Origin of the sequence: Azospirillum sp. CT11-132, from assembly GCF_047302835.1 — a bacterium.
GTDB lineage: Bacteria > Pseudomonadota > Alphaproteobacteria > Azospirillales > Azospirillaceae > Azospirillum.
In genome coordinates this window covers 158,111-181,888 of the sequence record NZ_JBGLZA010000007.1, presented here as the reverse complement: position 1 = coordinate 181,888, position 23,778 = coordinate 158,111, and the positions used below count along the sequence as shown (strand labels likewise).

Sequence of the window (23,778 nt, the reverse complement as noted above, 5' to 3'; positions counted from 1 at the left end):
CTGTAGCGGCGGCGGTCACGGCCGGTGGCTTGCAGCCAGCGGGTCCGTGGCGTGGAAGAAGAAGAAATTGTTCACATAGCCGGGGGTCCCCGGCGGCGCCGTCTGAAGGGACCGCGCATCCACATCCCAGGGAAGCGGACGAAGCCGGCCCTCCTCCTGCCGGAAGCGGCGGTAGCCGGCCGGTTCCAGCAGGGCGCGCACCCGATCATGGGCGCCGGACCGGTGCCTCTCCTCCACTTCGATCATCAGCCGCGGGCGGTCGCGCAGAATCAGCCCCATGGCGCCGGCAATCACCGCGGCCTCGTGCCCTTCCACATCGATCTTCATCAGGCCGACCTGGTCCAGCGCCTCTTCGTCCAAGCGGACGGTCTGCACCGTCAGCTGGACGTAACCGGGCTCGTTCTCCAGGGCGAAGATCGGATTCTCACCCGCGATGCTGCCAATTCCCGAATTCCCGCTTTGGAAGACGAGGCGGGCGGTGCCGCTGCTGTCCGACAGGGCCACGGATCGCAGCCGGATGTTGGGGCGGTTCAGGCGGGAGATGGTCGGATGGCATCCGGGATTCGGTTCGTAGACGACGACCCGTGCCGCATGCAGGGACAGCCAGTAGGAATATTCCCCGGCATTGCCGCCGACGTCGACGGCGATCCGGCCGGGGGGGCACAGCGGCCCCAGGGTGAAGAATTCCCGTTCGAAATGCCGGTCCCGCCGCCAGATGCGGAATTTGAGCCACCACAGCGGAAAGCGATGCTCCAGATGGCGGGCGAGCCGCCGTTTGAGCGTCCCGATCACGGTCTTTCCTCTGCCCGAACCTCTGGCCGAAGCCGGCTGCGACCCATCGGACCCATCGCCATGATGGCGGCGACGAGGATCAGGAGGTTCATGACCGACTGGATCGTCACCTGGGGGCCGATGTCGGCGATGTCGGAGTTGCAGTAGGTGAAGTAGAGCGTCGAGAATCCGAACGGCATGAAATAGCTTCTTTCGCCATCCCCATAAAGCAGCCGCAGGCCGGTCAGATAGAAAAATAGGACAAGGATATTGATCGGGATGAACAAAAATCCTCCGAAATAGGCATAAGTCTCTGCAAAAACTCCATAATTCATGTTAGAGAACGTGTGCAGGATGGTGAATTCAAGAATTTCGCCTCCCCGCGGCGGGCGTTCGATGCCAAGCGGCTGCAGGATGACGTTGGGAATGGTGTAGAGCAACTGTGCCAGGAAGGTCTCGCCGCCGAAGGTCCCGCTATCCTGGACATAAGCGACCACCTCATCCAGCGGGTTGGGGCTGAAACGGTCAAGAAAGCCCAGGGGTTCGCCATAGTAAAGGCGGGTATCCCAGCTGTAGTAAACTCTGTTCAGCTGTTCTTCGCGCAGAGTGCGTCCGAACGGATCCAGCAGGTCGGATGCGATGTTGAAGGTTTCCTGAAGAAAACCCATGACCCCCAGGCCGCGCTCGATCCCGCGCTGCAGGTCGATCAGGGGGAAGATGATCGCCTGCATCATGCCGACCATGATCAGCACGGGCGCCATATGCCTGAGCCGGATTTTTCCGCCATAGGAGAGATAGGTCGCGATGAAGGCGATGCCGCCTCCCAGCATGATCAGCCGGACATTCTCCCAGAAGCCCTGCAGGACCGTGAGGAGCAGGGTCGCCAGGACCCAGGGATCGATGAAGCTCTTTCCCTCCGACAGCACCGCCCGCCGGGCCGTCGTGGCCGCCACGGCAAGCGGAAGGAGGTTCGCCATATAAAGCAGCAGGACAAACCCCTGTCCTTCCTCGTACATCGTGGCTCCCGCCCGGTTCAGGCCGGCCAGATGCCGCGCGATGATGGAGAACAGGGTCAGCAGGGTGGCCAGGATGGCCAGACCGGCCAGGAAACGCGGGTCCTGGGGCGGGGAGACAAGCCCGGACGACCGTCCGAACAGGACCCGGACCGCCATGCCGGCGGCCATGAAGACCAGAACACCCATGAGCAGGACGAAAACCGTTCCGACCGGGGCCTGGAGATGGCTGTCCGCCGGCTGGCCCACGAAGATCTTCACCCATTGGGCGATGAAGAACAGCTTGCTGTACGAGGCGACGAACAGCAGCGATCCCATGCTGGAGATCCCGCCATTCATCCGGATCACCATCGGGGTCAGCAGGAAGATCGCCAGCGATATGAGGGCGAAAAGCGGCGAGGTGCCCAACGCGAGCTGGAGCAGGAAGGTCAGGACCGAGACCACCTTCCAGCCGTCAAGCGATTGTCCATGGTTGTTCGCCCGCCCCGCCACCGTCGCCCCCGAAAAAGCATCCCCTGAAAGCCGCGGCAGTTCAGCGTGAATCGAAGCCGGACGCAAGGATCATGCTATGGTTGAAAAAGCGGACATTCCCTCGATCGGTGGGCTGAATCCGTTTGCGACTGCAGCCAGTTGCGATTGTAATTGACGGAACGGGTGGCCAGTTGCAGCATTCCGGCCTTTTTCCCGTTTTGTCTGGATGACGGCTTGGTCACCGAAGCGCGCAAGACGAACGCCATCCGCGGCGACGCCTTCATGGAGCGGCATTTCTCGGGCCGTGTGCTGGACATCGGCTGCGGCGATGATCCGGTGGTTCCCCATGCCCGGCGCTTCGACCGGCAGGATGGCGACGCGAACCGCATCCTGGACCATCTCGCGCCGGCGCAGTTCGACTGCGTCCACAGTTCGCATTGCCTGGAACACATGTCCGACGTGCCCGCGGCCCTCGCCCAATGGTGGGCGCTGGTGAGGCCGGGCGGCGTGCTGGTCCTGGTCGTCCCCCATGAGGATCTGTACGAACAGGGCGTCTGGCCGTCCCTGTTCAACAGCGACCACAAGGCCAGCTTCCGCCTGGACAGCCCGGCTAGCTGGTCCCCCGTCTCCCATGAGCTGCGGGCGCTGCTGTCCGCCCTGCCGGATGCGGTGATCGAGGAGATCGCCGTGCAGGATCACGGCTATGACCATGGCCTGCGCCGCCCGATCGGCGTTTGGGGCCGCTGGCTCCACGCCCTGGGTTCCTGGCGCTCCGCCGTCATGCGGCGGCTGTTCGGCGGGGGGGCGGCGTTCGGATGGGCGGACCGCCTGCTGATCCGGCTGGAGCAGCGGCTCGGCCGGCCGGTGGCCCAGACGGACGGCGCCGCCCTGGCGCAGATCCAGGCGGTCGTCCGCAAGACGGCCGCGTCAGGCCCGCCGGCGGCGTAGCAGCGACAGCGGCGACAGCACCCCACTCCACAATCGGGCCCACAGCCCTGCCCACAATCGGGGCGGCAGCAGGAGCGGGACGGCCAGCGGCCCGACCAGCAGGGTCCAGACCCCTCCGGTGACGACCAGCTGGGCCAGGGTTTGCGGTGCCATCAGGGCGAACAGCCCGGCCGCGGCCACGCCCGCCAGGACGGTCCCGCCGATCCCCGCCAGAACGGCCGGAAGCAGATGCGCGCGGTGCAGATGGAAGATCCGGCATGTCCGCCGCAAAGCCAGACCGCCGACCGCGGCCAGTTCCGCGACGCCGACCGCGATGCCGGCCCCCAGGGCGCCGGTCCAGGGGATCAGGATCAGGCACAGGGCGACGCTGAGGACGGCCTGGAGGAGGGATGCCACGACAAGGGCGTCCGCATGATCCGTCAGCCGCAGCAGCGCGCTGCTCAGCAACCCCGGCACGATGAACAGACAGGTCGCCAGGAAGATCGAGGCCAGCAGCGGATCGAAGGCGATGGCACCGTGGGTCCAGACGCGGAAGACCGGTTCCCCGGCGATCATCAGCAGCCCGGCCAGCACCCCCGCCGCCCCCCCGGCGATCCGCCCCGTCAGGCTGAACAGACGCTTCAGCACCTGCTCCTCGCCGCGATGGTGCTGGCGCGTCATCTCCATGGCCGAGGACAGCACGATCTGCGAGATGATCTGTCGCAAGGCGCCGGCATAGGTCCGCATCGTCGTGAACAGGACCACGGCCAACCCGTCCGGCATCAGCCGCTGCAGGAACAGAACCGGCAGATGCTGCAGCAGAGGGGTGGTGGCGATGGTGACGGAATGCAGGCCGGAGCGGAACAGGATCCGCCCCACCTCCTCGCGCGCCGGCCAGCGGGGACGGAAGCTGATGGCCGGATGGCTCCGCCGGATCACCGCCAGGGGAAGCGCCCATCCCACCAGGATCGCCACGGCCAGGAATGCGGTGGCGGCGGCCAGCAGCCCGCCGCCCGCCGCGACGACCGCGATCTGTGCGGCCAGCCCCAGAAGCTGCTGGGCGCCGCCCAGCCAGACGGCGAGCGGGAAGCGGCCGAACGCCGACAGAACGCTGCCCAGGATCGGCCGCGGCACCAGCAGCAGGGTCGCCATCGCAAGAACCAGCGTCACCGTCCCGGCATCCGGCGCGGTCAGGCCGAGCATGGCGTCCAGTCCGGCCAGCCAGCCCAGGGCGATGAGCCCGCACCCCGGAACCAGGACGCCGGCATAGAGGCCCAGCCCGACCGACAGCATCCGGCCGACTCCGCTGGTGTCGTCGCGGCCGGCTTCGACCATCATGCGGGCGCCCAGATGGGCGTTGATCCCCAGCTCCAGCAGGACCAGCAGCCCGGTCAGGGCGTTGATCGCGAGCCAGTCGGCATAGCGTTCGCTTCCCCAATGGGCCAGGAAGACGGGAACGGCCAGGATCTGCAGGACGCTCCAGGCCACCATGGTGATGCCCAGCGCCCCGGTCCCGGAGATCAGGCGGCCGCGCAGGCCGGCCGGGGCGCCTGCGGGCTGGGGTGGCGGAGGTGGCTGGCTCATGCGCGCCTGATGATCTTTGGACAGGAACGCCGACGGGTGCGCCACCCGCGCAGAAGCATTCTTGTGGGGCGGCGATCTTATGGGACGGGGCGGCGGCGGCCAAAGCGCTTTGTGGCCCGTCGCCCCCGGCCGGTGCTTTCGCCGGGGACTTTCGCCAGGGACTTTCGTTTGACAGGGCACCCCATGCTTCCGATGATCCCGCCGCGCCGCGATCATGGAGACGACCTGCCGTGCGACGGATGGGCATAACTCTCATCAGCCATCTGTTCGGACGATGCCGTGCCGATTCCACCGCCCGACCCGGCGGTGGCCGGCGACCGCATGCCGTCGTCGTCGCCTTCGAAAAGGAACTGGGAACCGGCATGGCGGCGACGCCCCTCTTCTCCGCCCTGCGGCGCGCCCGGCCCGACATGACCGTCACCTTGGCCGGCTCGGCCCTCATGGCGGAAATCGCCGCCGGGAACCCGTATGTCGACCGCATCCATATCCTGCCGTCCCCGTACCGGACCCCGCTCCGCTCCGTGATTGCGGCGCGCCGTGCCGTTCCGGCGGATGCCGGCAGCTATGACTGGCTGATCACGACGGTGGCGGCGCGGCGCTACGGGCTGGGGCTGGTGGCGGCGGTGATCCCGGCGCGGCGGCGGTCGGGATTGGGGGCGGCGGAGGCTCTGGCCCTCTATGACGCACCGCTCACTTATGATTGGTCCATCAGCACCCAGGCGAACAACCTGCGTGCTCTGCGGCCGCTCGGCATCACCCTGCCGGAAGAGCCCGGGCACGTGCCGGAGCCGGAAATCTATTTCGCCCCGGACCTGCCCGGAACGGTGGATGGCCTGCTGCGGGCCGAGGGTATCGACCCGTCCCGCCCCATTGCCGTCCTCGCTCCGCAGACCAGCGGCGGCCAGCCGACGGACTGGTTTCCCGACCGCTTCGCGGAACTGGCCGACCTGCTGGCCGAACGCAGGGGATTGCAGCCCGTCTTCGTCGGAACGGCGGCGGGGGCGGAGCTGATCGACGGCATCCGCGGCCGGATGCGCGGCCCGGCCGCCTCGCTTGCGGGCCGGACCGGCATCACCGCCCTGGGCGCGCTGTTCGCGGGGGCTGATCTGGCAGTCTGTCTGGACAGCGGCGCCATGCATGTCGCCCGTGCCACGCGGGTCCCGCTGGTGGTCGTCGCCTCGGGTTGGCAGGCCCCCCATCACTGGCTGCCGCTCGGGGTGCCGACCTGCCGGATCGTCTCCGCCGCCGGAGACTGGTGCGGCGGCTGCTCCGAACGGCATTGTCCTGACCGCAGCTGCATGAAGCGGATCGCGCCGGACGACGTCCTGGCCGCGGCCGACGGTCTGCTGCTGAACTTTCCCCCCGCAGCGGCCGCAAGGGCGGCGCGGATCGCGGCCTGCACCGGAACGTCCACTTCATGAAAGCAGCCGTCTCCACCATCGGGCGCTTCCACAGCGTCAACCAGGCTCTGCAGCTCCAGGCGCGGGGCGCCCTGGCGGCGCTGTTCACCGGCTATCCCCGCTTCAAGCTGCGGGACAGCGGCATCGACCCCGCCCTGCTGCGCAGCTGGCCCTGGCTTCAGACCCCCTACATGGCGCTGATCCGCTATCCCTGGTTCCAGAGCCGTCTGGCCGGCGAGTGGGCCTGGCGGGCGCAGTCGATGCACGACCGGCACGTCGCGGCCAACCTGCCGGAGTGCGACGTGGCGATCGTCCTGTCCGGCATGGGGCTGCGCACGGGCCGCGCCATCCAGGAACGGGGAGGGCGCCATGTCTGCGACCGCGGATCCAGCCACATCGGGTTCCAGGACGACCTGCTGCACGAGGAATACGGGCTGCACGGCTTCGCCTGGAAAGGCATCGATCCGCGGGTGAAGGCCAGGGAGCTTGCCGAGTACGAACGCGCGGACGCCATCGCCGTGCCGTCCAACTTCGTGCGCGACAGCTTCATCGCCCGCGGCGTGGCGGCGGAGCGGCTGCGCCTGCTTCCCTATGGCGGCGACCTGTCGCGGTTCCGGCCGCTCGGCCCCAAGGATGGCGGTTTCCGCATCCTGTTCGTCGGCCAGCCCGGCATCCGCAAGGGGCTGCCCTATCTGCTGCAGGCCGTGCGCCGTGCCGGGATCGCGGGGGCCGAACTGGTCCTGACCGGGCTGGAACAGCCGGAAACGGCGACGCTGCTGGGCCGCGACGGCGGCGGATTGCCGGTGACCATGACCGGGGTGCTGCACGGAGACGATCTGGTGCGGGAGATGTCGCGCGCCTCGGTGCTGGTGCTGCCCTCGGTGGAGGAGGGACTGGCCATGGTGATGGCCGAGGCGATGGCCTGCGGCACGCCGGTGATCGCCACCACCAACACCGGGGCCGCGGACCTGTTCACCGATGGGGTGGAGGGCTTCATCGTGCCGATCCGCGATCCGGACGCCCTTGCCGACCGGCTGGTGCGTCTGGCCGGCGATCCGGCGCTGACGGCGGCGATGGGGCGGGCGGCCAGGGAGCGGATCCGGTCCTTCGGCGGCTGGGACGATTACGGACGCCGGCTTCATGCGGCGCTGGAGGAGCTGGTCCGCCCCACGGCGTCCCCTCCGCTCACTCCAGCCCCAGTTCCCGCCGGCGCGCCGTCATGACGGCCGCCGCCCGGCGGGTCAGTTCGGCGCCCATCTCGGGATCGGTGGCGCGGAAGACGGCGGCGATCCGCTCGTCGTTGGCGTAGCCCGACGTCCAGGCCCGGCGGCAGCCGGCCAGGGCCACGCGCTCGCGCGCCGCATCGTCCTTCAGGTAGAAGCGGATCTTGTCGGCCGCCTCCTCCACGGACCCGAAGAACTCGGCCTCGCGCCCCTCCTCGAAGGCGGCGCGGTGGCCGTCGCTGCGCACGGCGAGCAGGAAGGAGCCGCTGGCGGTGATCTCCATGGATTTGTGGGCGCAGGGGTCGTGATGGCTCCGGGTCAGGAAGGCCAGATTGACGCGGGCGTCCCAGATGGCCCGGCGATAGGCCTCGCCATACATGGCGGGAACCAGCGCGACGCCCGGCCGGCGGATGCGCGGATGGCGTCCCCACCGTGCCCCCCCGATGCGCAGCGCGATCCCCCGGTCGGCCAGAGCGGCCAGGAAGGCGGGACGCTCCTCATAGGGGGAGCCGACATAGGACACGTCGACGGAGCGCGCCGGCGGCCATGGGGTGGCGGGGTGGTTGACGAAGGGGTCGAAGGGCACCGGGAACAGCGCCACCGTCCCGGCCCCGGCGGCGCGGTAATCGGCGACGCTGCTGTCCCGCGGCACCACATTGACGTCGAACTGGCGGATGGTGCGGCGGAAGACATGCCAGCCCGGCTCGTTCATGACGTGGAACGGGTTGTCCAGGGTGAAGCTGTAGAGCCGCCGCCCGGCCTGCGTCAGGCGGTCCAGCGCCCAGGGCCGCATCCACAGCGGCTTGTCGAACCAGACCTGGGCGGCGGCCGGCGTCTCCAGGCAGGCGCGCACCACGTCGCGGTTCAGCCGCGCGATGGCGGGGCCGGCCATCAGCCGGTCGCGCAGCCGGCGCAGCAGCGGCCCGCCCGCCCGCATGTAGGGCCCGACGTCGAACGCCCGCACCTGGACACCCAGCCGCCGGAATGCCTGCAGCCGGTGGAAGCACGATCCGGTTTCGCAGAGGTCGCCGACATAGACGATCTCCATTCCTTCTCTCCTGCGTCGATTGCGATCCGGAGTGCGAATCAATGGGTCAGAGTCCCCGTCCGGGCGTCCTGATCCGCTGCACCAGCTTTGCCGTCAGGACGCGGATGATCCGGAGCGGCAGCAGCATCGGCATCAGGACGGGCATCAGGGAAGCCGGAAGCCTGATGCCCATGCTGTCGCTTTCCGTCGGCCGCAGTTGAGCGGACAGATGGCGGAGCGCCGCCCGGGGATGGCTGTAGAGCGCCATGTCGGACCGCATGACCCGAAGCTTTCCAACCCGGCGCAGCGCCTCGTTCTCCGACATCGGCGGCAGGGCCCAGATCGCGCCGGTGATCCGTTCCGCACGCTGCAGGATGGGAACATCCCGGCGAGGACAGGGGACGGCCACGGGCGGCGCCAGTCCGGTCAGCCCGGCGACCAGCCGGACGGCCATGGCAAGATGGCGCTCCGCCCCGCCCTGCTTCGCGAAGAGGACGGCCTCCTCCCAATCGGCGGCGGGGCGCCGGGTGGCGGCCATCAGGTCGGCCAGCCAGTAGAACCGGGACCAGTGGTGGCGGGCGGCATGATGGGCGGCATAGGCGATGGTGGCCCCCGGCGACAGGGTCCGGACCGTCCGCCCGTTGATGGTCACTTCGCCGGAGTGGCGGAAGGGATCCAGGACCCGGCCGGGAAAGGCGATGTCGCCTTCGCTCAGCTGCGTGTGCAGCTCCACCGGCGGCCCTCCGGTTTCGGAGGCCAGGAAAATCGCATTGACGTGCCGCGCCAGCAGGTCGGGACGGGTTCCGTAGCCCAGGCCGCGGAGCAGCGCGATGGCCGCCTCCTTCTGTGCCGGGCGCACCAGCAGGTCGATGTCGCGGCAGGACCGGGCCTGGGCGTTGCCGAACAGCAGCATTGCCTGCGCAGGCCCCTTGAGAACCAGAAGGTCGATTCCGGCCTTCTCGAAATGCCGGGTGATCGCCAGCATCCTGGCGGTCGCCAGCAGGGACTGCCGGGCGACGTGGCGCTGCCAGTCGAGGACCGTCGGGCCGCCGGCCGTCCCCAAAGGCGCTCCCATCGGCGTTTCCGGCGGAATCGCCCCGGCGAGAAGCGGGGCGAGACGATGATGCCGGGCGAGTTCGAAGACCGCCGGCCAGTCGGGATCGGTGCCGAGGTCGCCCACAGGATCCGCCGCAGGATCCGGCAGCGTCCGGCCGCCGAAATGCGCCGACAGGGCGGCGAGCAGATAGCGCTGCGGGGGCGGCAGAACCAGCATCAGCTCCGGCATCAGCTCCGGCATCATCAGCTCCGGCAGCGCGGCCTCGAGGCCGCCCGTCACGTCCGCCATCGTCATTCCCGATCCGCCCGGTCGCGCAGCGCGGTTCCTGCCACGGCCCGGCTCTCCGCCACGGACTCCAGCCGCCGGACCCGTCCTTCGTCCAGTTCCAGGACCAGGTCGGCGGCCCGCCGGGTCTGGTCGCGGTGGGTGACGGCCAGGATGGACATCCGGCCGCGCAGCCGGTCCAGGGTCCGCAGCACCAGCGCCTCCGACCCGCCGTCGAGCGCCGATGTCGCCTCGTCCAGGATCAGCAGGCGCGGACGGCGCAACAAGGCGCGGGCGATGGCCAGACGCTGGCGCTCTCCGCCGGAGACGGAGCTGCCGCGATCCCCGACGACCGTGTCCAGGCCCAGCGGCAGCGCGCGGACGAAATCGGCGGCCGCCGCGTCCTCCAGCGCCGCCCACAGCGCGTCTTCGTCGACGTCGGGGGCGGCCAGCAGCAGGTTGGCGCGGATCGTGTCATGGAACAGGAACGAGTCCTGCGGCACGACCGCCACCTGCCGCCGCCATGCCGGGAGCAGGCCGGGCGTCACTTCCACCCCGTCCAGCCAAACCCCGCCTTCGGTCGGCCGGGCCAGACCCGCCGCCACATCGGCCAGGGTGGATTTGCCGGCCCCGGACGGGCCGGTGACGGCCAGCAGCGCGCCGAAGGGCAGCTCCAGCTCCACCCCGTCCAGAGCCCGGCGGCCGTCGGCCGTGCGCAGCCCCACGCCGCGGAAGGACAGGCTGCGGGTGAATGGGGGCAGGCCGCCGTCATGCGCCGCTTCCTGCAGCGCCTCCTGAGCCGCCGGTTCCGTTCCGACCCGCAGCCTGTCCAGCATCTCCTCGTAGATGACGAGGGCGGGCAGGCCGCTTTCCAGCTGCCGCCAGACCCGCATCCCGCCCAGCCCCCGCTGGACCAGGCGAACGAAGGTCAGGATGACGACCAGCGCCGCGCTCAGGATCTGGTCCAGCCAAAGGACCGCCACGGCCACGGCCACGGCCGCCATGGCGGCGGCGGCAACCACCAGCGCCGCCTGCTCCCCGGCCTGGATGCGGGCATGCCGGGACTGGAGCCGGCGCAGCTCGGCGAAACGCCGCGACAGGTTGGCGCCGCGCACCGCCTCCGCTCCGAACCCCTTGATGATGCGCAGCCCGGCCAGATCGTCGGTCACGTCGGCCATCATGTCGCGCTGCGCCTGCCCGATGCGGAGACCAATGTCGAAGCCGCCATGCCCGATGCGCCGGATCAGCAGCAGGCCCAGGCCGGACAGCAGCAGGGCCGACAGGGTCAGCAGCGGGGACAGCAGCAGGGCCGACAGGAACAGGATCGGCAGGGTCAGGGCGGCGATGCCCAGATTGAGCAGCGCGTCATGGCACATGCCCAGCCGGGCCACTTCGCCCGCGATGATCTGCTTGACGTCGGTGCTGCGCAGCTGCTGGAAGGCGGGCCAGGAGACATGCAGCAGGGCGGCGTGCAGGTCGCCGCGCAACTGGTCGACGAACCGGTTGCGCTGATCGTTGCCCAGGATGTTGCGGGCGGCGGTGATGGCGGCGGCCCCCGTGATCAGCAGCAAGTAGAGACCCAGCCCCTCCAGCAATCGGCCGGCCGACGCCTGTCCACCGCTGCCGACGCCCACCAGCTCCAACACGGGCACCAGCAGCAGCAGGCCGGCCCCTTCCGCCAGCGAGGCGGCCAGACCCAGGCCCAGCATCAGGGCCATCCGCTTCCGGCCATAGGAACCGGCCAGCAGGAGAAGGAACCGGCGCGCCGCCGCGACGGCAGGCGAAACCATCTGGTCCCGCCTTCCGGCTTGCCGCACTTCATGCCATGCCACGCGCATGATCCTTCCTTGGCCCCATTCGCAGGGATCGCACTGGAGCGCATGATAGGTTTTCCCGCCATGAGGCCACACCCTTTTTCCGAGTTAAAGTTGATTAATTCACGAATTAAGCCATGAAATGAAAGGACCATCGTGCTTAAAAGGGAAATCTGGTAGATGTAGCAATCATGGATTGTTCTGGAGCCGAGGATGCGATCCCTTCTGGCCGGCGTGACTGCCGCAGACATCAGCACCGAGCCGTTTCCCCACATCGTCATTCCCGATGTTCTGGCCCCAGAGCTCTATGACGAACTGGCGGGCGGATTTCCGCCCCTGTCCCGCATGATCTGGACAGGGGCTCCAGACCGACTGCCCAACAACAAGCATTATGCGCTGTCGGCCCGGTTGGTTTTGGAAGCTCCCGACATGCCCGATTGCTGGAAGCGCTTCCTGGCTGGGCACAGCGGGCCGGAGTTTCTCGCCGAGGTGGCGACCCTGTTCGAAGGCTATTGGCCGCAGGCCATGCTGCACTGTCTGGACGGCCGTCTGATAGGGCATGATGTCGGCCGTTTCAGTCTCCTGGACCCACCGGAGGTCTGGCCACGCATACGCCAGGACGCACGGTTCGAGATCAACACACCCGTCCGGGACCGTCCCTCTTCCGTGCGCGGCCCGCATTTGGACACACCAAACCGGCTGTTTACGGGGTTGTTCTACCTGCGCGCGCCGGAGGATGACAGCGAAGGCGGAGAGTTGGTCCTGTACCGCTGGCGGGAGGGTGAGCGCTGGAAGCGGAGCATCGACCACACCGTGCTGCCGGACGAATGGGTTGAGGAGGTGGCGCGCATCCCCTACCGTGCCAACCAGCTGGTGCTGTTCCCGCAGGGCATCGACGCTCTGCACGGGGTGGGCATCCGCTATCCGACGCCGCATGTACGCCGGTATGTGTTCATCACGGCCGAACTGACCAGCCCCTGGCTGACCGTTCCGGCTTCTGTCCCGGCTTGAGGGTCGATCATGCGTCTGTTCGTCCATGGCATGCAATCGAGTGGCGCTACGTCCTTCACCCTGTTTCTGGCCCAAAGGCCGGATTGTCTGGCGCTGGTCGACATCCTGAACAACTACGCCGCCCCGCGCGTTACGACCGATAGGGACATGGTGGCCAAGGCCGTGGTCACCACCGCCTATCCGCTGGCGGTGCATCTCGAGCGCTTCCGGCCCGACCGGACCATCCTGCTTCTGCGCAATCCGCAGGACAATTACCAAAGCCTGGTCGGCAAGCCCTATCGCAACCATTCCGGTCTGATCGACGAGAAGTTCATTCTGATGGACCAGCTCTTCGCCGAGCGGGAGCGGTTCGACGCCGTCTTGTGCTATGAGGATTTCGTGGCGCGCGATCCGGCCGTGCTTGCCACCGTCAGCGCGCTGGGCTGGCCCGTGTCGGAGGATTACTATTCCTACACCCGTCGGCACGACGTTTTGCTGCATGACCTATGGACGGAGATGCCCGATCTGTGGGAACGGATGGAATTCGCCTTCGGCAATGTCCAGGGCCGCGAGGTCAGCGAGCGCTTCCGCGACAAGCCCCGCGATCCAGAGGTGGAGGCGCGTCTGCGCCGGCTTTGCCCGCGCCTGCTGGATTTTTATGCTTCATCCGCAGCCAGCGGCGTCTCCTCGGCGTAATCCACGCAACGCCGATGCAAAGGCTTGCCGTCCGTGAAATCGCGATAGGTTTCGTCCCCGATCTGGAAGGCGACCCGCGCCATGTGCAGCGTCTTTATCTTGTTCAGCATCGCCTCGGGCGCGGGGGGGCGGTAGTCCAGCACGAAGCGGGTATACAGATAGGCTTCCACAGCTTCCAGCCCCGGATCGAAGCGATAGCGGTCGGATGGGCCGCAGGCCAGCTCAATATGGGTGCAGCAGCGTTTGATGCTGATCTTGGCCACCCCCGCCAACTCCGGCGTGGCCGCGATCAGCGGCCGCAAGGTGGCGAGCGTGGCGCGCGCGGCTTCCAAGCCACCCGCACAATGGTAGAGATAGGTGCCGTACAGGCTCTGATTTAGCGGGTTCAGGGCCTCCGCCCCGCTTTTCGTGGTGATCGACAAGCTTTCGGCGAGCGCCTTCATCCGCCACATCTGGCGCAACGTCGGGGTTTCCACCTTGATCTTGTAGCAATTGCGGCAGCCCCAGGGCACCGCCGCCCCGGCATAGGCATGGTTGAACAGGAAGTCGGCGAAGAACTTGCATGGATAGGGCGCGCCGTGCCAGCGGAAGATGTAGGGATCGGACAAGCCGACGCCGTTAGCCTGCATCTGAATTTCGGGCAGGGTGTAACGGCCGTCGGGGCGCAGGGTGATGCGGCCCGACGCAAGGGCGCGGTCTAGGTTTTCTGACACGCTGCGCCCTCCCACCACCAGTGAGAGGCAGGAAGGATCGGGCACGCAGGTCATTCATTGGTCCTTTCGAAGGAACGTAGAAAGCGCCCGGCCGCCACGCCACGCCCCAGCACGTAGCGGAAGAGGGGCAGCTTCTCCGGCGGCACGTCAAGCGGGCTATCGGGCCATTCGTTCAGTGCTTGGCGCATACGGGGCAGGTCCAGGCAGCGGCGGGCCAACGGGCTGCGCTCCAGCCGTGCCATCTCCTCAGCGAAAAGGGCCCGCTCCGCCGTCATGTGCAAGTGCCAGTCGGCTCCCTGGTGGGCCCGTCGCTGTTCGTTCAGGATGCTTGCCGGCAGCCGTCCCGCCATGGCGCGGCGGATCAGGGACCGGGGCATGCCGTCCTTGCGGTATTGCGCGTCGGGGATCGAGAAGGCCAGTTCGACCAGCCGTCGATCGGTGGCGGGGGCTTCCATGCGGATCCCGTCCACCCGGCGCACGGCATTGCGGTAGAGCCCACGGTCGACCAGCATCATGGTCCGCAGCCGCCAAGTCCGGCTGTCGGCCCCGTCCAGGGTCCACCAGTTGGATGTGAGCCCGTCGACCTGCTCCGCCAGCCCGGTTTCCCGCAGGAACTCCGGCGATATTCCGGAATAATCGAGAACGGTACTGTCTCGTCCGACAGCCTGCAGGATGCGGTGATGCAGACCCGGCGGCAGCAGGGGGCCGATGCTTTCCCAGGCAAGACCCCGCCAGCGGCGTCCCAACCGCCGTCCTGCCCGCAATTCATGGGCAAGCGCGCCCAGGCGTCCGGCGCGCAGGTGAGCGGCCAGCGTGAAACGTCCCTGGTCGCTGAGAATGACGTTGCCCAATTCGCCCGTCAAAATCACGCCGGCGCCCCGTCGGCGCGCCTCGGCCTTCAAGCCGTCCCACCAGAAGGCGTGACCGACCAGATGGGGGGGGAATCCGGCGGCGGCGATATGGGCATCGGCCAGGGCCAGCACGGGCCGTGGGCCGTCGGCACGTAGGATCACGTGATCCATGTTGGGATAAAGGGCAGCCACAGCGGCCGCCGACTCCGCCTCGTCCTTGACGTCGAAGGTGGGGTCGAGTGGAGCCACCAGCGACGGAGCGGCTGTCAGGGCTGTGATCCGCCGCCCCTGTTCGGCCAGTTGCAAGGCGGCACTGGCCATGATGCTGGTGCTGTCCAGGCCGCCGCTCAATTCCCCGGCCACAGGACCGGAGGCGGGCAACCGGCAGCGTACCGCCTCATCCAGTCCCGCGCGCAGCGCCTCCTCGTAATCGGCGGCACGGGGCAGACGCAGCACAGGCACGCATTCCGGCCGCCACCAGCGCTCCTCCCGCACCCCGCCATCGGCCTCTACCACCAGCATATGGCCAGGGCGCACCCGGCTGATCCCGCGGTAGAAGGAGGCGGTGCCGTCATAGGGCAACAGGGCCAGATGACAGGCCAGCCGCTCTTCGTCCAGTTCGTGCGGGACGGCAGCATCGCTCATCAGGGTGCGCGGTTCACCCGCGAACAGCAGCCTTCCATCGCCCTGCCAGTAATGCAGCGGCTTGCAGCCTACGGGGTCGCGGATCAGCACCAGACGGCGTGCGGGATCGTCCCACAGCGCGCAGGTGAATTCCCCGGCGACCCGGTCCAGGATGCCGTTTCCCCAGCGGGTATAGCCGGTCAACAGCAGCCTGGCGGCATCGGGAACCCCGTCCAATTCCAGGGCGCGGGCGATGTCCCGGCCATTGTGGATGGTGCCGTCGATGAAGACGGTCAGGCCGGGACCACCCGTCGCCACGCCCGCGCCGTCGCACCGGCCGACGCGCAGGCCGGGCCCGGTTCCGCCGCCCGTCGCTTGCCACATCGATTGCCACAAGGACCACCGCGCCTGTGAATAGGCTTCGACGGACAGCATGCGGCCGATATCGGTTTCATCGGTGGCATCCGCCTTCGGACGCCAGCATCCGACCAGGGACATGCAGGGAGGCTCAGTTGAACACGGCCTGATATCTGAAGCCGTCCTCTTCCTGTCCAATGGCCCCCAGGAACATGCTGAAGGTGCCCAGCACGTCGTGCTGCAGCACATGGATACGCTGCTCCAGATAATCGGGGCCAGGGCCGGAGAAGCGCAGGTCGAAAGGCGTTCGGCTGAGATTGGCCGTGTTCGGGCGGGCCTCTGCACTCGTCAGGGTCAGGGGATAGGACGACCCGTCGGCCAACGGCACCTGAAAGACCGTGCCGACATGCGGCTGGAAGTCCTCGAAGTGATTGTATTCCTTCATGATAGCGCCTGCTCCTCAGTTACTGGGGGGAGCCAGTCCATCCGCCAGTAGGGGCCGCTCTCGCCCGTCTGGACAAACCCCAGGCGGGCATAGAGGTTTTGGGCCGGATTGAATTTTTCGACATGGATGGAGACGACGCGGCCATGGGCCGCCGCTTCGTCCTGCAAAATGCGGATCAGAGCACCGCCGATGCCTGTCCCGCGATACTCCGGAAGCAGCGAGATGTCGACGATGCGCAGTTCCCGGGAACTGCGATGGATGTAAAGCCGGCCGGCCGATGCACCCCGCACCTCGACCACGCCATATTCGGCGTCGTGATAATGCGTGTGGTAATGCTGTGTCTGGGCGGAGAACTGCTGGCGCAGGAAGGCCAGACGCATATCTTCCGGCCAGCCGGTGAGGCCGGTTTCCTCCCAGCGGGTGGAGATGAACAGCCGCTCTAGGAACGGCCGGTCTTCATCGGTTTCTCCACGCAGGAATACGCCCCGGCCGGTCAGGATTTCCGGCAGGACAGGCAGATTTTCGGCGTTGGGCATGGTCTTCGATCAGGATTGCAGGCTGCCACAGTTGCTGCAATCGTCACTGCCCGTGGTTGTGGACGAGGCGTCCCGGATGCGGGCGACGCTCAACACGGGCCGGTGCCAGACGCGGCGTTGTTTCACCTGTTCGGCGAGGTCCCTGGATACGGGCCCCATGGAGTTCTCTCGATTGGTCGACATAATGAAATCCCCAGGGAAATATCCAGAAAGGCCAATCCGATCTTATCGTAAGTCCCGGACTCGAAGCAACCCATTGTTGATGCGTGGTAGGCGCCCACCACCCCCATGAGTGGCGGGCGCTCCATGCCAGTTCCCGTTGAGTTGCCTCCCCGCAATCGCGCGTCAGTTCCGCGTGGGGAAAGTCCCGTCGAGGTTGATGCAGAACCGCATGCCTTGAAAGGGTTGGCGGTTTTCGTGCGCAGCGGCCAGGCCATTTGCTCCGCCCAGCGCAGGAGCTACCGCGGCCGGAGACAGGGTGGTGTCGGGCTGATCGCTGGTATAGTTGAGCGCAGCGAACTGTGCCATCGTGCCCGCCGCTGGCTTCACCACGCGGGACATTTGGCTGACGCCCGCCGTCGCCGCGGCCGTCATGTAGGGGAAACCGGAATTGGTGTCCATGCCCACATTGAAGGAATGGTTGTGGGTCGGCACTTGGCTGTTGGTGATGGTCACGGCATTGGCGCCCATGGTTTGGGCCATGTTATAGGTGGAGAGGCCTGCCGCGCTTGTTCCTGTACCCTGACCGTAGCCGGGCAGTGCCTGATTCAGCAGGTTGGGCAAGCTGAATGCGGTTTGGGTATAGGGCCCCCAGCCAGTCCCGATGACTGCATAGAGCGCGGTAAACTGCGACACACTCATCTGCTGGCCATTGCAGTATGCCCAGCCGACAGGATTGTATGTATAAGGAAATGCCCGGATTTCCCCAATAAAAGCATCGGCCATCACTGATCTCCTGATTTCTATAATTGTATCTGCTAGGCGCGCATCGGGTACAGGCCGTTTAGACAGACAATATAGTTGATCGCTATGCCGGACATTCGGTTTTCATGGGGGGAAGGATTCGCGGCATAATCGGTTGTGTTATTCACGGTGTTGGCTGGCAGGGTCACCGTCGTCGTTTTGCCGGCCGTCGGCGTCACATAGCCGAGATAGCCGTTGCTGGTGCTGCCGAGGACCACGCTATTGCTGATCTGCTGCGTGTTGGCGATGGTGCTGGACACATTGAATGTATGGGTATGTGTGGGAAGGTTCGCCTCTTGCAGCGTGACACTTTCGGTGCCGACATACTGGCCGAGGATTCGGTTCGTTGATCCCGCGGTGGGGGATTGCCCCTGTCCGATCGGCAGGCGGCCGCAGAGATTGGGCAAGCCGAAAGTAGTGGCGCCGTCACCGCCCCAAGTCACACCGTAAAGTGAATAGAGCGCCTGATAGTCGTTGATCCTGAGCAGCGCTCCATTGGCGAAATGCCAGCCGGGCGGAGCGTAGTTGCCAGCGAACATCCGGATTTCGCCCGTGTATGCATCAACCATGTGCAACCCTTTCTAGTGGGGAGCGGCTGTTCTCGCTCCTGTGTGACAGCGAGAATTCAATTCCGCGACGGCCACAGGCCTGTCAGGGAGATGCAATAGTTCACCACCGTCGATGGCTGCATGTTGTTGTGGGCGAGATTGGCGCCTGCCACGCCCAACGTGGCGCTGGCCGTGGCCACAACCGAACCGATGGACGGGGGCACATAATAGAAGGGGGAAGCGGCCCCTGCCGGGGGCGTGCCGCCCGTATCGCTTAGATAGCGCGTCGTGCTCGGGACGGGCTTCCAATTCGTGGTTGTTGGACTGGACACAACCTGCGCTGTGTGGCTGTGGGATGGAGCCTGGGTCGTTCCCAGCACCACCGTTTCCGAGCCGCCACGGGACAGTTGTGCCGTCCCCTGGTGGATCATGGTTTGACCGCGCAGGTCGGGCAGGTTGAAGTTGACGCCGGCGGTGCCGCCGAATTGGACGCCGAGCAGGGCATAGAGAGCTGCGTTCTGCTGAACCGTCATCTGTTGCCCTTGGCACAAAGCCCAATCTTGTGGCGCCCAGTTGAAACCAAACATTCGAATTTCGCCGATAAAGTAATCGCTCATATCTTGCCTCTTTCAACAATGGGCAATCGGTCGCTCCATCCGGGGCTGGCGATCATATAGGACCAAAAGAAAATCAACTAGAAATATATAATTGTCAAGAGAAACAATTGATTTTGGATACCTGTGCCGCAAATCTATCAACTAATAAAATTATCCATTTGGCGGAATCAAATTTCCCAATAAACCCAATACGGGTAGAGGATTTTTACAATGGTCGAAATGTATATTTTAAGTATCTGAATGTAACTTTCTGCACTCAAATCCGTTAAAATTGCGAAATAATGATTACGGAATTGAGATAAATTCTAATGTTATCAACCTATTTTCCAAAGATGGTGACAATGGAGAAGCCGGTCGTGGGATTTCCCAAGACGGTAACATGGTCCACATCGACCCAGACATGAGCCAGAAGACTGCCGTCCAATTCACGACGGACGCCGTATGGCAGACGTGTCGCCACGCCGCGGCGGGCGAGCATGCGCTGTGCCGCGATGGCGCGGGGGAAACAGACGATGGGGATGGGAAAGCGCCGGGCCGCCGCCATAACGGCCCAGCAGACCTGCCGGACGATTCTCCGCCGTTCTGTACCCTGGGGAGCAGGATGGGTGACGCGGGGGCTCAGCGTTCCGACCAGGAATCTGAAAGGCACCAGCCGCAAGGCCAGCCATGCCGTCAGCAGCCAGAACGCCGCCTCAACGGCCAGGGCAAGCCGTCGCCAGCCATATCGCTTCACGGCAGGTATCCAAAGCGGCGCATCATGTCCCCATGTCTGTCTTCCACGGCTTGGACCAGGGGGGCCGGCAACTCGTCGCGCCAGCCGCCAGCCACGCCACGGCGGAAGAACCGTTGCATGTGGTCCGGGCGTTCATGGAAGCCGGACTCGTCCTCCTGAGCCCTGAGCCGCTGGAAACTGGCTGCAGCCGTGGCGGCCGCCAGCCGTTCCGGAGTCGTCTCCATCCCGGTGTGGCGGGCGGCTGCGGCCAGGGAGGCCACGGGATCGGCCAGCATGTCCTCGTAGCGCAAAGTGAGAACCGGCAGAGGCGCCTCCAGCCAGCTCAGCGTATGGCGGCTCCAATCCGAGATCTGGTGCGGCAGTTCCGATGGATGTAATCGGTTGGCAGCCAGGGCGAAATCGGCGTCGCCCATCTTGTCCACCGCCGTCGCCAGATCGCACCCGAGATGGTTGGCCAGCGATACGGCCACGTCACGCGGGTCGCGGACCAAGTGCAATACGGCCAGCACCGTTTCAGGCGGGAAGGCGGGTGTCGATGAGCCGAAGGCCGGCAGATAGGCTTCATGCACCTTCAGCCGCGTGGGTCTGCCGGCCTGCCGGAACAGCATGCGCGCGACGGCGGGTCGGGCGGCTGCCACCTCGGCCATGGTCAGATGGCTGGATTCGATACCCGCCATCTGCTCGAACACCGCCCGGGACGTGGCGGAGACCGTGCCGCGCAGGGCATTGATGTCGACGGCACTTTCGGCGCTGTCGAGCGCCTGCAGCATGATGCGCAGCCAAGTATTTCCCGACTTCATGTAGGAGGCGAGCAGGATCAGTCCGGGCATGCGAGTCTCTCGATCATCCGGACCACCTCGTCGAGTCCGGCGTAATCGCGGTGATAGGCCAACTCATAGACGGGAACCCTGGCGGCAATGTGGATGCAATGCTTGAACAGTGCAACGTCCCGTCCCATGGCGCGGGCCTGCTCCAGCCGATAGACCTGGGCATTGAGGATGGAGGCGGCCTGAAGCGGAAGGAGCCGCACATGACCCGGCGGACGGACCGGCGAAACCTGGCGCAGCCGCAAGATGGCAGCCAGCGGCGAGGCTGCCGCGCCCGGCAGGGCGGGACCTGCCTGGGTGAAACGGTATTGAATTTTCGGTCCGTCGCCGGGGACGGCGGTCATCGCCTTCGTCTCGTCGGGCAGAAACCAAGAAAGGCTGTCCTGCCATAGCTTGACCCGCGCCAACGACGGCAGCACGTCCAGCCGGTCACCCTGCGGGCCGAAATCGATTGTGCAGATGTCATCGGCCAGCAACTCATGGCCGCGTGCCGCCAAGGCTGCCACCAGGGTCGATTTGCCGATGCCGCTCGGACCGGACAGGGCCACGCCGCGTCCGCCGATGGCCACGCCGGAGGCGTGCAGCGGAAACAGGCCGCGCTGATGCAGCAGCAGGCCAAGCGAGGTCCCCAGGAGGAAGACGGACAGATCCTGCGGATCGGCGGCCGGGTTCGGCCGTACCATGATCTCCCGCCCGTTCCGGACCAGGAAGCGGCCGGCCATGACCTTCACCAGGCTGGTGCCGTCGGCGGCGATTTCCAGAAAGGGTGTGGCGAAGATCGACTGTTCCAAGGCCTCGGGCGGTTCGCCCAGGCGGACATGCATGCCGGCGGGCTGGTCATCACCCATCCAGGGCAACAGTTCCGGGATCACGATGTCGGAGGCGACGCGCCATCCGCACAGCTGATAATCCATCAGCCCAAGACCTTGATCAATCCATGCTCCAGCATTTGTTCGAAGAGATGCAGCACATCCGCTCGGATCGTCTCCCGGTCGGCATCGAACTCCGCCTCCAACGTCCGGCACAGGTCGGCCACCCTCACCGGCTCCGACAGGTGCTGCAAAATCTCCGTGCCGATCATGTCCAGGCCGAAATAATTGCCGGTCTGGATATTCATGAGCACGGCCTCGCCCATGACCTCCGCCGACAGCAAGTTATCAGCCTGTACAACCCGGCTGTCATACGTCAAAGGCATCCGGATTTCCTAGCATGCGATGATTGATATGCCATCATAACGTGCCGAAGGATGCAGCTGCAACAAGCCGATGATTGGGCAGCCACCGCTCTTGGTGGTGGCCGAATGCCCGGCGGTCTGTTCAGGACACCCGCTTGCGGAATGCTACACCTTCAAGAGCTGGTTGTGGTGCCAGTAGCCTTTCATCCCTGCCATAGATCGGGGTCGCGGGATGTCGTGGTGCCTCCAGCAGCAGGTCAAAGCTGTTGGCCAGCCTTGTATCCGTGAAGCGGCAATTGGCATGGCGCAAGAACAGCAGGCCACCGGGCTTCAAGCAAACCGCTAACTCCGCCAGCGCCTGTTCGAAGGCGTCGAAACGGAGCAGATGGCTGCATAGCGGGGGAAAGTCGCCCAATTCCCCATGCCGAAAGACAGCCATCGCGAAAACCGCATCATAGCCGCCCGCTTCTTCCCCGGCGGCAGAGGCGGCGACGGCAAAGGACAACCGGTCGTCTGTCAGACGCGACAGCCTGGCACGGCAGCGTGCGATGTTCCGGGGGTTGATGTCGATCCCCCGGATGACGGCCTGAGGGAAATAGCGGCGCAGGCTGAACACCTCCTCCCCCGTCGAGCAGCCGAAGGAAAGCAGGCGTGTGGAGGGGTCATTCCCTAGTGTGGCCAAGGCGAACAGGAACAGGGTGGGATAGCGGTCCATCCGCGTCGTTGCGAACGGCTGGAACAGGCCGGGCAGTGCTCGCCGCCACAGGCTGGCGTAGCGCGCGTCCGTCCCCTTGGCGAAGCGGTAAAGGGTGATCAGGTGGGTGCTTCCCGGCATCGCACGCACGGCCCGTTTCCATAACCTCTTGTTCCGCATTCCTCTTCCCTTACAGGCACTCTGCAGGCTGTCCCCGATGCTTGCGTCGATCATACCTGCCGGTTCACGATGGAAATGCAATGCCCGCTGTCCGTAACGACGGCCCAGAGTGTCGCTCCGACCGACGGAATGGAAAACCGGTGCTCGACGAAATCGCGGGCGGCCCGGCCCATGGCGGCGCGCGCTTCGGCCGTCAGTGACCGGGCACGGTCCAGGACGGCGGCCGCAGCGGCCGGTTCGGGGTCGAAGACCAGACCGGTGCCGTCCGCCTCCACCCCGTCCCAGGCCATGCCCCGGGTGACCAGGACGGGGCGGGCCAGGGCCATCGCCTCCACCACCACGTTGCCGAAATTCTCCCGCAGCCCGCCGGACCCCAGCCCTGACGGCAGGACGGCGAAGTCGCAGCGGGCAAGCATCGCCGCCACCCTGTCGGCCGGCAGGTAGCCCAGGCATTCCACCGCTCCCCCGGCCCCGGCGGCCAGGGCGGCGACCCGCGCGGCATAGTCGCCGTCGCCGGTTCCGGCGATCAGCAGCCGGTCGTTCGGCCGGCGGGTCGCCAGCCAGACCTCCAGGAAGGGCAGGATGCCCTTTTCCGGCGACAGGCGTCCGACATAGCCGATGATCAGCCCGCCATCCGGCCGGCGCGAGGGCCGGGGCAGCCAGACCCTGGTGTCGACCGCGTTGGGGACGATGGCGACGGGAACCGCCGGAAGCAGGGCGCGAACGCCCTCGGCCTCGATCGCGCTGGTGGCGTGGACGGCGCGGGCGCGGCGCAGGGTCGGCAGGGTTATCAGACGGTAGAACAGCCATTTCAGCGGCTTGCAGGCGCGGATGTAGGCGACGTGCTCCGCCATCAGGCTGCCATGGACCCCGACGGTGAAGGGCCGCCGCAGCAGCCGGCAGACGATTCCGGCGATGCTGGTCGGCCAGGTGGCGACGCCGCTGACATAGACCAGATCCGCCCGGCGGCAGGCCGTCCAGATCGCCGGCAGCGCGCCCAGCCCGAAGCCCCAGCGCGGCCAGCCGCGCGCCCGGTACAGGACCGGCGACACCCGGTCGGGCAGACCCAGCTCCGCCGCGCGCAGCGGCGCGCCCTCCGATGCGTCGCTGGAGCACAGGATCACCTCGTGCCCCGCCTCGCCCCAGCCCTGGGCCACCCGCGCCGTGCATTCGGCGATGCCGCCATAGCCGCGCGCCGGGGCGATGTGGGTGACGACGATCGCGACCGTGGGAGGCTGTCGGGAGGAGAGGGGACGGGAAGCGCTACCGGACATGCCGT

At 66.5% G+C, this 23,778-nt stretch carries 24 protein-coding genes; 5 read left to right on the top strand and 19 right to left on the bottom strand.

Annotation, left to right across the window (positions count from 1 at the left end; all coding sequences use genetic code 11):
* Positions 1-15: 15 nt before the first annotated feature.
* Both ACCD06_RS28100 and ACCD06_RS28095 read right to left on the bottom strand, forming a co-directional pair.
* On the bottom strand, positions 16-792 hold the full coding sequence (locus tag ACCD06_RS28100) for an FkbM family methyltransferase (protein ID WP_413345125.1): 777 nt from the start codon (positions 790-792) through the stop codon (positions 16-18).
* A complete protein-coding gene (locus tag ACCD06_RS28095) occupies positions 789-2,342 on the bottom strand; it encodes a hypothetical protein (protein WP_413345123.1) in 1,554 nt (517 codons plus the stop codon). The genes ACCD06_RS28100 and ACCD06_RS28095 overlap by 4 nt, the downstream gene beginning before the upstream one ends.
* A 147-nt stretch (positions 2,343-2,489) precedes the next feature.
* On the opposite strand from ACCD06_RS28095, the gene ACCD06_RS28090 reads away from it, so the two are divergent.
* Positions 2,490-3,203, top strand: a complete 714-nt coding sequence (locus ACCD06_RS28090; protein WP_413345121.1) for a class I SAM-dependent methyltransferase — start codon at positions 2,490-2,492, stop codon at positions 3,201-3,203.
* Here the strand turns inward: ACCD06_RS28090 and ACCD06_RS28085 are convergent.
* Positions 3,183-4,766 (bottom strand): lipopolysaccharide biosynthesis protein, encoded by a 1,584-nt coding sequence (locus tag ACCD06_RS28085; protein WP_413345119.1) that lies wholly within the window; start codon positions 4,764-4,766, stop codon positions 3,183-3,185. The two genes, ACCD06_RS28090 and ACCD06_RS28085, sit on opposite strands and share 21 nt — an antisense overlap.
* 239 nt (positions 4,767-5,005) lie before the next feature.
* Here ACCD06_RS28085 and ACCD06_RS28080 point away from each other — a divergent pair, with 239 nt between their 5' ends.
* Positions 5,006-6,187: a glycosyltransferase family 9 protein gene (locus ACCD06_RS28080; RefSeq protein ID WP_413345117.1), complete on the top strand. Its 1,182-nt coding sequence runs from the start codon at positions 5,006-5,008 to the stop codon at positions 6,185-6,187.
* Positions 6,184-7,389 (top strand): glycosyltransferase family 4 protein, encoded by a 1,206-nt coding sequence (locus ACCD06_RS28075; RefSeq protein ID WP_413345115.1) that lies wholly within the window; start codon positions 6,184-6,186, stop codon positions 7,387-7,389. Before ACCD06_RS28080 ends, ACCD06_RS28075 begins: the two co-directional genes overlap by 4 nt.
* Here the strand turns inward: ACCD06_RS28075 and ACCD06_RS28070 are convergent.
* From ACCD06_RS28070 to ACCD06_RS28060, 3 genes are read right to left on the bottom strand one after another with little or no spacing between them, the layout of a single operon-like run.
* On the bottom strand, positions 7,352-8,437 hold the full coding sequence (locus ACCD06_RS28070) for a glycosyltransferase (RefSeq protein ID WP_413345113.1): 1,086 nt from the start codon (positions 8,435-8,437) through the stop codon (positions 7,352-7,354). The genes ACCD06_RS28075 and ACCD06_RS28070 overlap by 38 nt on opposite strands.
* Before the next feature lie 46 nt (positions 8,438-8,483).
* Positions 8,484-9,761: a nucleotidyltransferase family protein gene (locus ACCD06_RS28065; RefSeq protein ID WP_413345111.1), complete on the bottom strand. Its 1,278-nt coding sequence runs from the start codon at positions 9,759-9,761 to the stop codon at positions 8,484-8,486.
* Between the two features lie 2 nt (positions 9,762-9,763).
* Complete coding sequence (locus ACCD06_RS28060; protein WP_413345109.1) at positions 9,764-11,527, bottom strand: ATP-binding cassette domain-containing protein; 1,764 nt, start codon at positions 11,525-11,527, stop codon at positions 9,764-9,766.
* Between the two features lie 237 nt (positions 11,528-11,764).
* On the opposite strand from ACCD06_RS28060, the gene ACCD06_RS28055 reads away from it, so the two are divergent.
* Both ACCD06_RS28055 and ACCD06_RS28050 read left to right on the top strand, forming a co-directional pair.
* Positions 11,765-12,562, top strand: a complete 798-nt coding sequence (locus ACCD06_RS28055; protein ID WP_413345107.1) for a 2OG-Fe(II) oxygenase — start codon at positions 11,765-11,767, stop codon at positions 12,560-12,562.
* 9 nt (positions 12,563-12,571) lie between these two features.
* Positions 12,572-13,237: a hypothetical protein gene (locus ACCD06_RS28050; protein WP_413345105.1), complete on the top strand. Its 666-nt coding sequence runs from the start codon at positions 12,572-12,574 to the stop codon at positions 13,235-13,237.
* Here the strand turns inward: ACCD06_RS28050 and ACCD06_RS28045 are convergent.
* The 13 genes from ACCD06_RS28045 to ACCD06_RS27985 form a co-directional block, all read right to left on the bottom strand.
* Positions 13,198-14,004 (bottom strand): hypothetical protein, encoded by an 807-nt coding sequence (locus ACCD06_RS28045; RefSeq protein ID WP_413345102.1) that lies wholly within the window; start codon positions 14,002-14,004, stop codon positions 13,198-13,200. The two genes, ACCD06_RS28050 and ACCD06_RS28045, sit on opposite strands and share 40 nt — an antisense overlap.
* Positions 14,001-15,923 carry an asparagine synthase-related protein gene (locus tag ACCD06_RS28040; RefSeq protein WP_413345100.1) on the bottom strand — a complete coding sequence of 641 codons (1,923 nt, stop codon included), beginning with the start codon at positions 15,921-15,923 and terminating at the stop codon, positions 14,001-14,003. The genes ACCD06_RS28045 and ACCD06_RS28040 overlap by 4 nt, the downstream gene beginning before the upstream one ends.
* Positions 15,924-15,933: 10 nt before the next feature.
* Complete coding sequence (locus ACCD06_RS28035; RefSeq protein WP_413345098.1) at positions 15,934-16,227, bottom strand: DUF6916 family protein; 294 nt, start codon at positions 16,225-16,227, stop codon at positions 15,934-15,936.
* Complete coding sequence (locus ACCD06_RS28030) at positions 16,224-16,763, bottom strand: GNAT family N-acetyltransferase (protein ID WP_413345096.1); 540 nt, start codon at positions 16,761-16,763, stop codon at positions 16,224-16,226. Before ACCD06_RS28030 ends, ACCD06_RS28035 begins: the two co-directional genes overlap by 4 nt.
* Positions 16,764-17,108: 345 nt before the next feature.
* Positions 17,109-17,708 (bottom strand): phage tail protein, encoded by a 600-nt coding sequence (locus ACCD06_RS28025; RefSeq protein WP_413345094.1) that lies wholly within the window; start codon positions 17,706-17,708, stop codon positions 17,109-17,111.
* A 32-nt stretch (positions 17,709-17,740) separates the two neighbouring features.
* Positions 17,741-18,295 (bottom strand): phage tail protein, encoded by a 555-nt coding sequence (locus ACCD06_RS28020; RefSeq protein ID WP_413345092.1) that lies wholly within the window; start codon positions 18,293-18,295, stop codon positions 17,741-17,743.
* 56 nt (positions 18,296-18,351) lie between these two features.
* The gene (locus ACCD06_RS28015; RefSeq protein WP_413345090.1) at positions 18,352-18,891 is read right to left on the bottom strand and encodes a phage tail protein; all 540 of its coding nucleotides are present in this window, start codon (positions 18,889-18,891) and stop codon (positions 18,352-18,354) included.
* 319 nt (positions 18,892-19,210) lie between these two features.
* Positions 19,211-19,624 carry a lasso peptide biosynthesis B2 protein gene (locus ACCD06_RS28010; RefSeq protein WP_413345088.1) on the bottom strand — a complete coding sequence of 138 codons (414 nt, stop codon included), beginning with the start codon at positions 19,622-19,624 and terminating at the stop codon, positions 19,211-19,213.
* Positions 19,621-20,454, bottom strand: coding sequence for a sulfotransferase domain-containing protein (locus ACCD06_RS28005; protein WP_413345086.1), 834 nt, complete (start codon positions 20,452-20,454; stop codon positions 19,621-19,623). The genes ACCD06_RS28010 and ACCD06_RS28005 overlap by 4 nt, the downstream gene beginning before the upstream one ends.
* A complete protein-coding gene (locus tag ACCD06_RS28000) occupies positions 20,442-21,365 on the bottom strand; it encodes an HPr kinase/phosphorylase (protein WP_413345084.1) in 924 nt (307 codons plus the stop codon). Before ACCD06_RS28000 ends, ACCD06_RS28005 begins: the two co-directional genes overlap by 13 nt.
* Positions 21,365-21,646 carry a PqqD family peptide modification chaperone gene (locus ACCD06_RS27995; protein WP_413345082.1) on the bottom strand — a complete coding sequence of 94 codons (282 nt, stop codon included), beginning with the start codon at positions 21,644-21,646 and terminating at the stop codon, positions 21,365-21,367. Before ACCD06_RS27995 ends, ACCD06_RS28000 begins: the two co-directional genes overlap by 1 nt.
* Before the next feature lie 121 nt (positions 21,647-21,767).
* Entirely contained in the window at positions 21,768-22,460 is a 693-nt protein-coding gene (locus tag ACCD06_RS27990) for a class I SAM-dependent methyltransferase (protein WP_413345321.1), read from the bottom strand.
* 89 nt (positions 22,461-22,549) lie between these two features.
* Complete coding sequence (locus ACCD06_RS27985; protein ID WP_413345080.1) at positions 22,550-23,773, bottom strand: glycosyltransferase; 1,224 nt, start codon at positions 23,771-23,773, stop codon at positions 22,550-22,552.
* Positions 23,774-23,778: the final 5 nt, after the last annotated feature.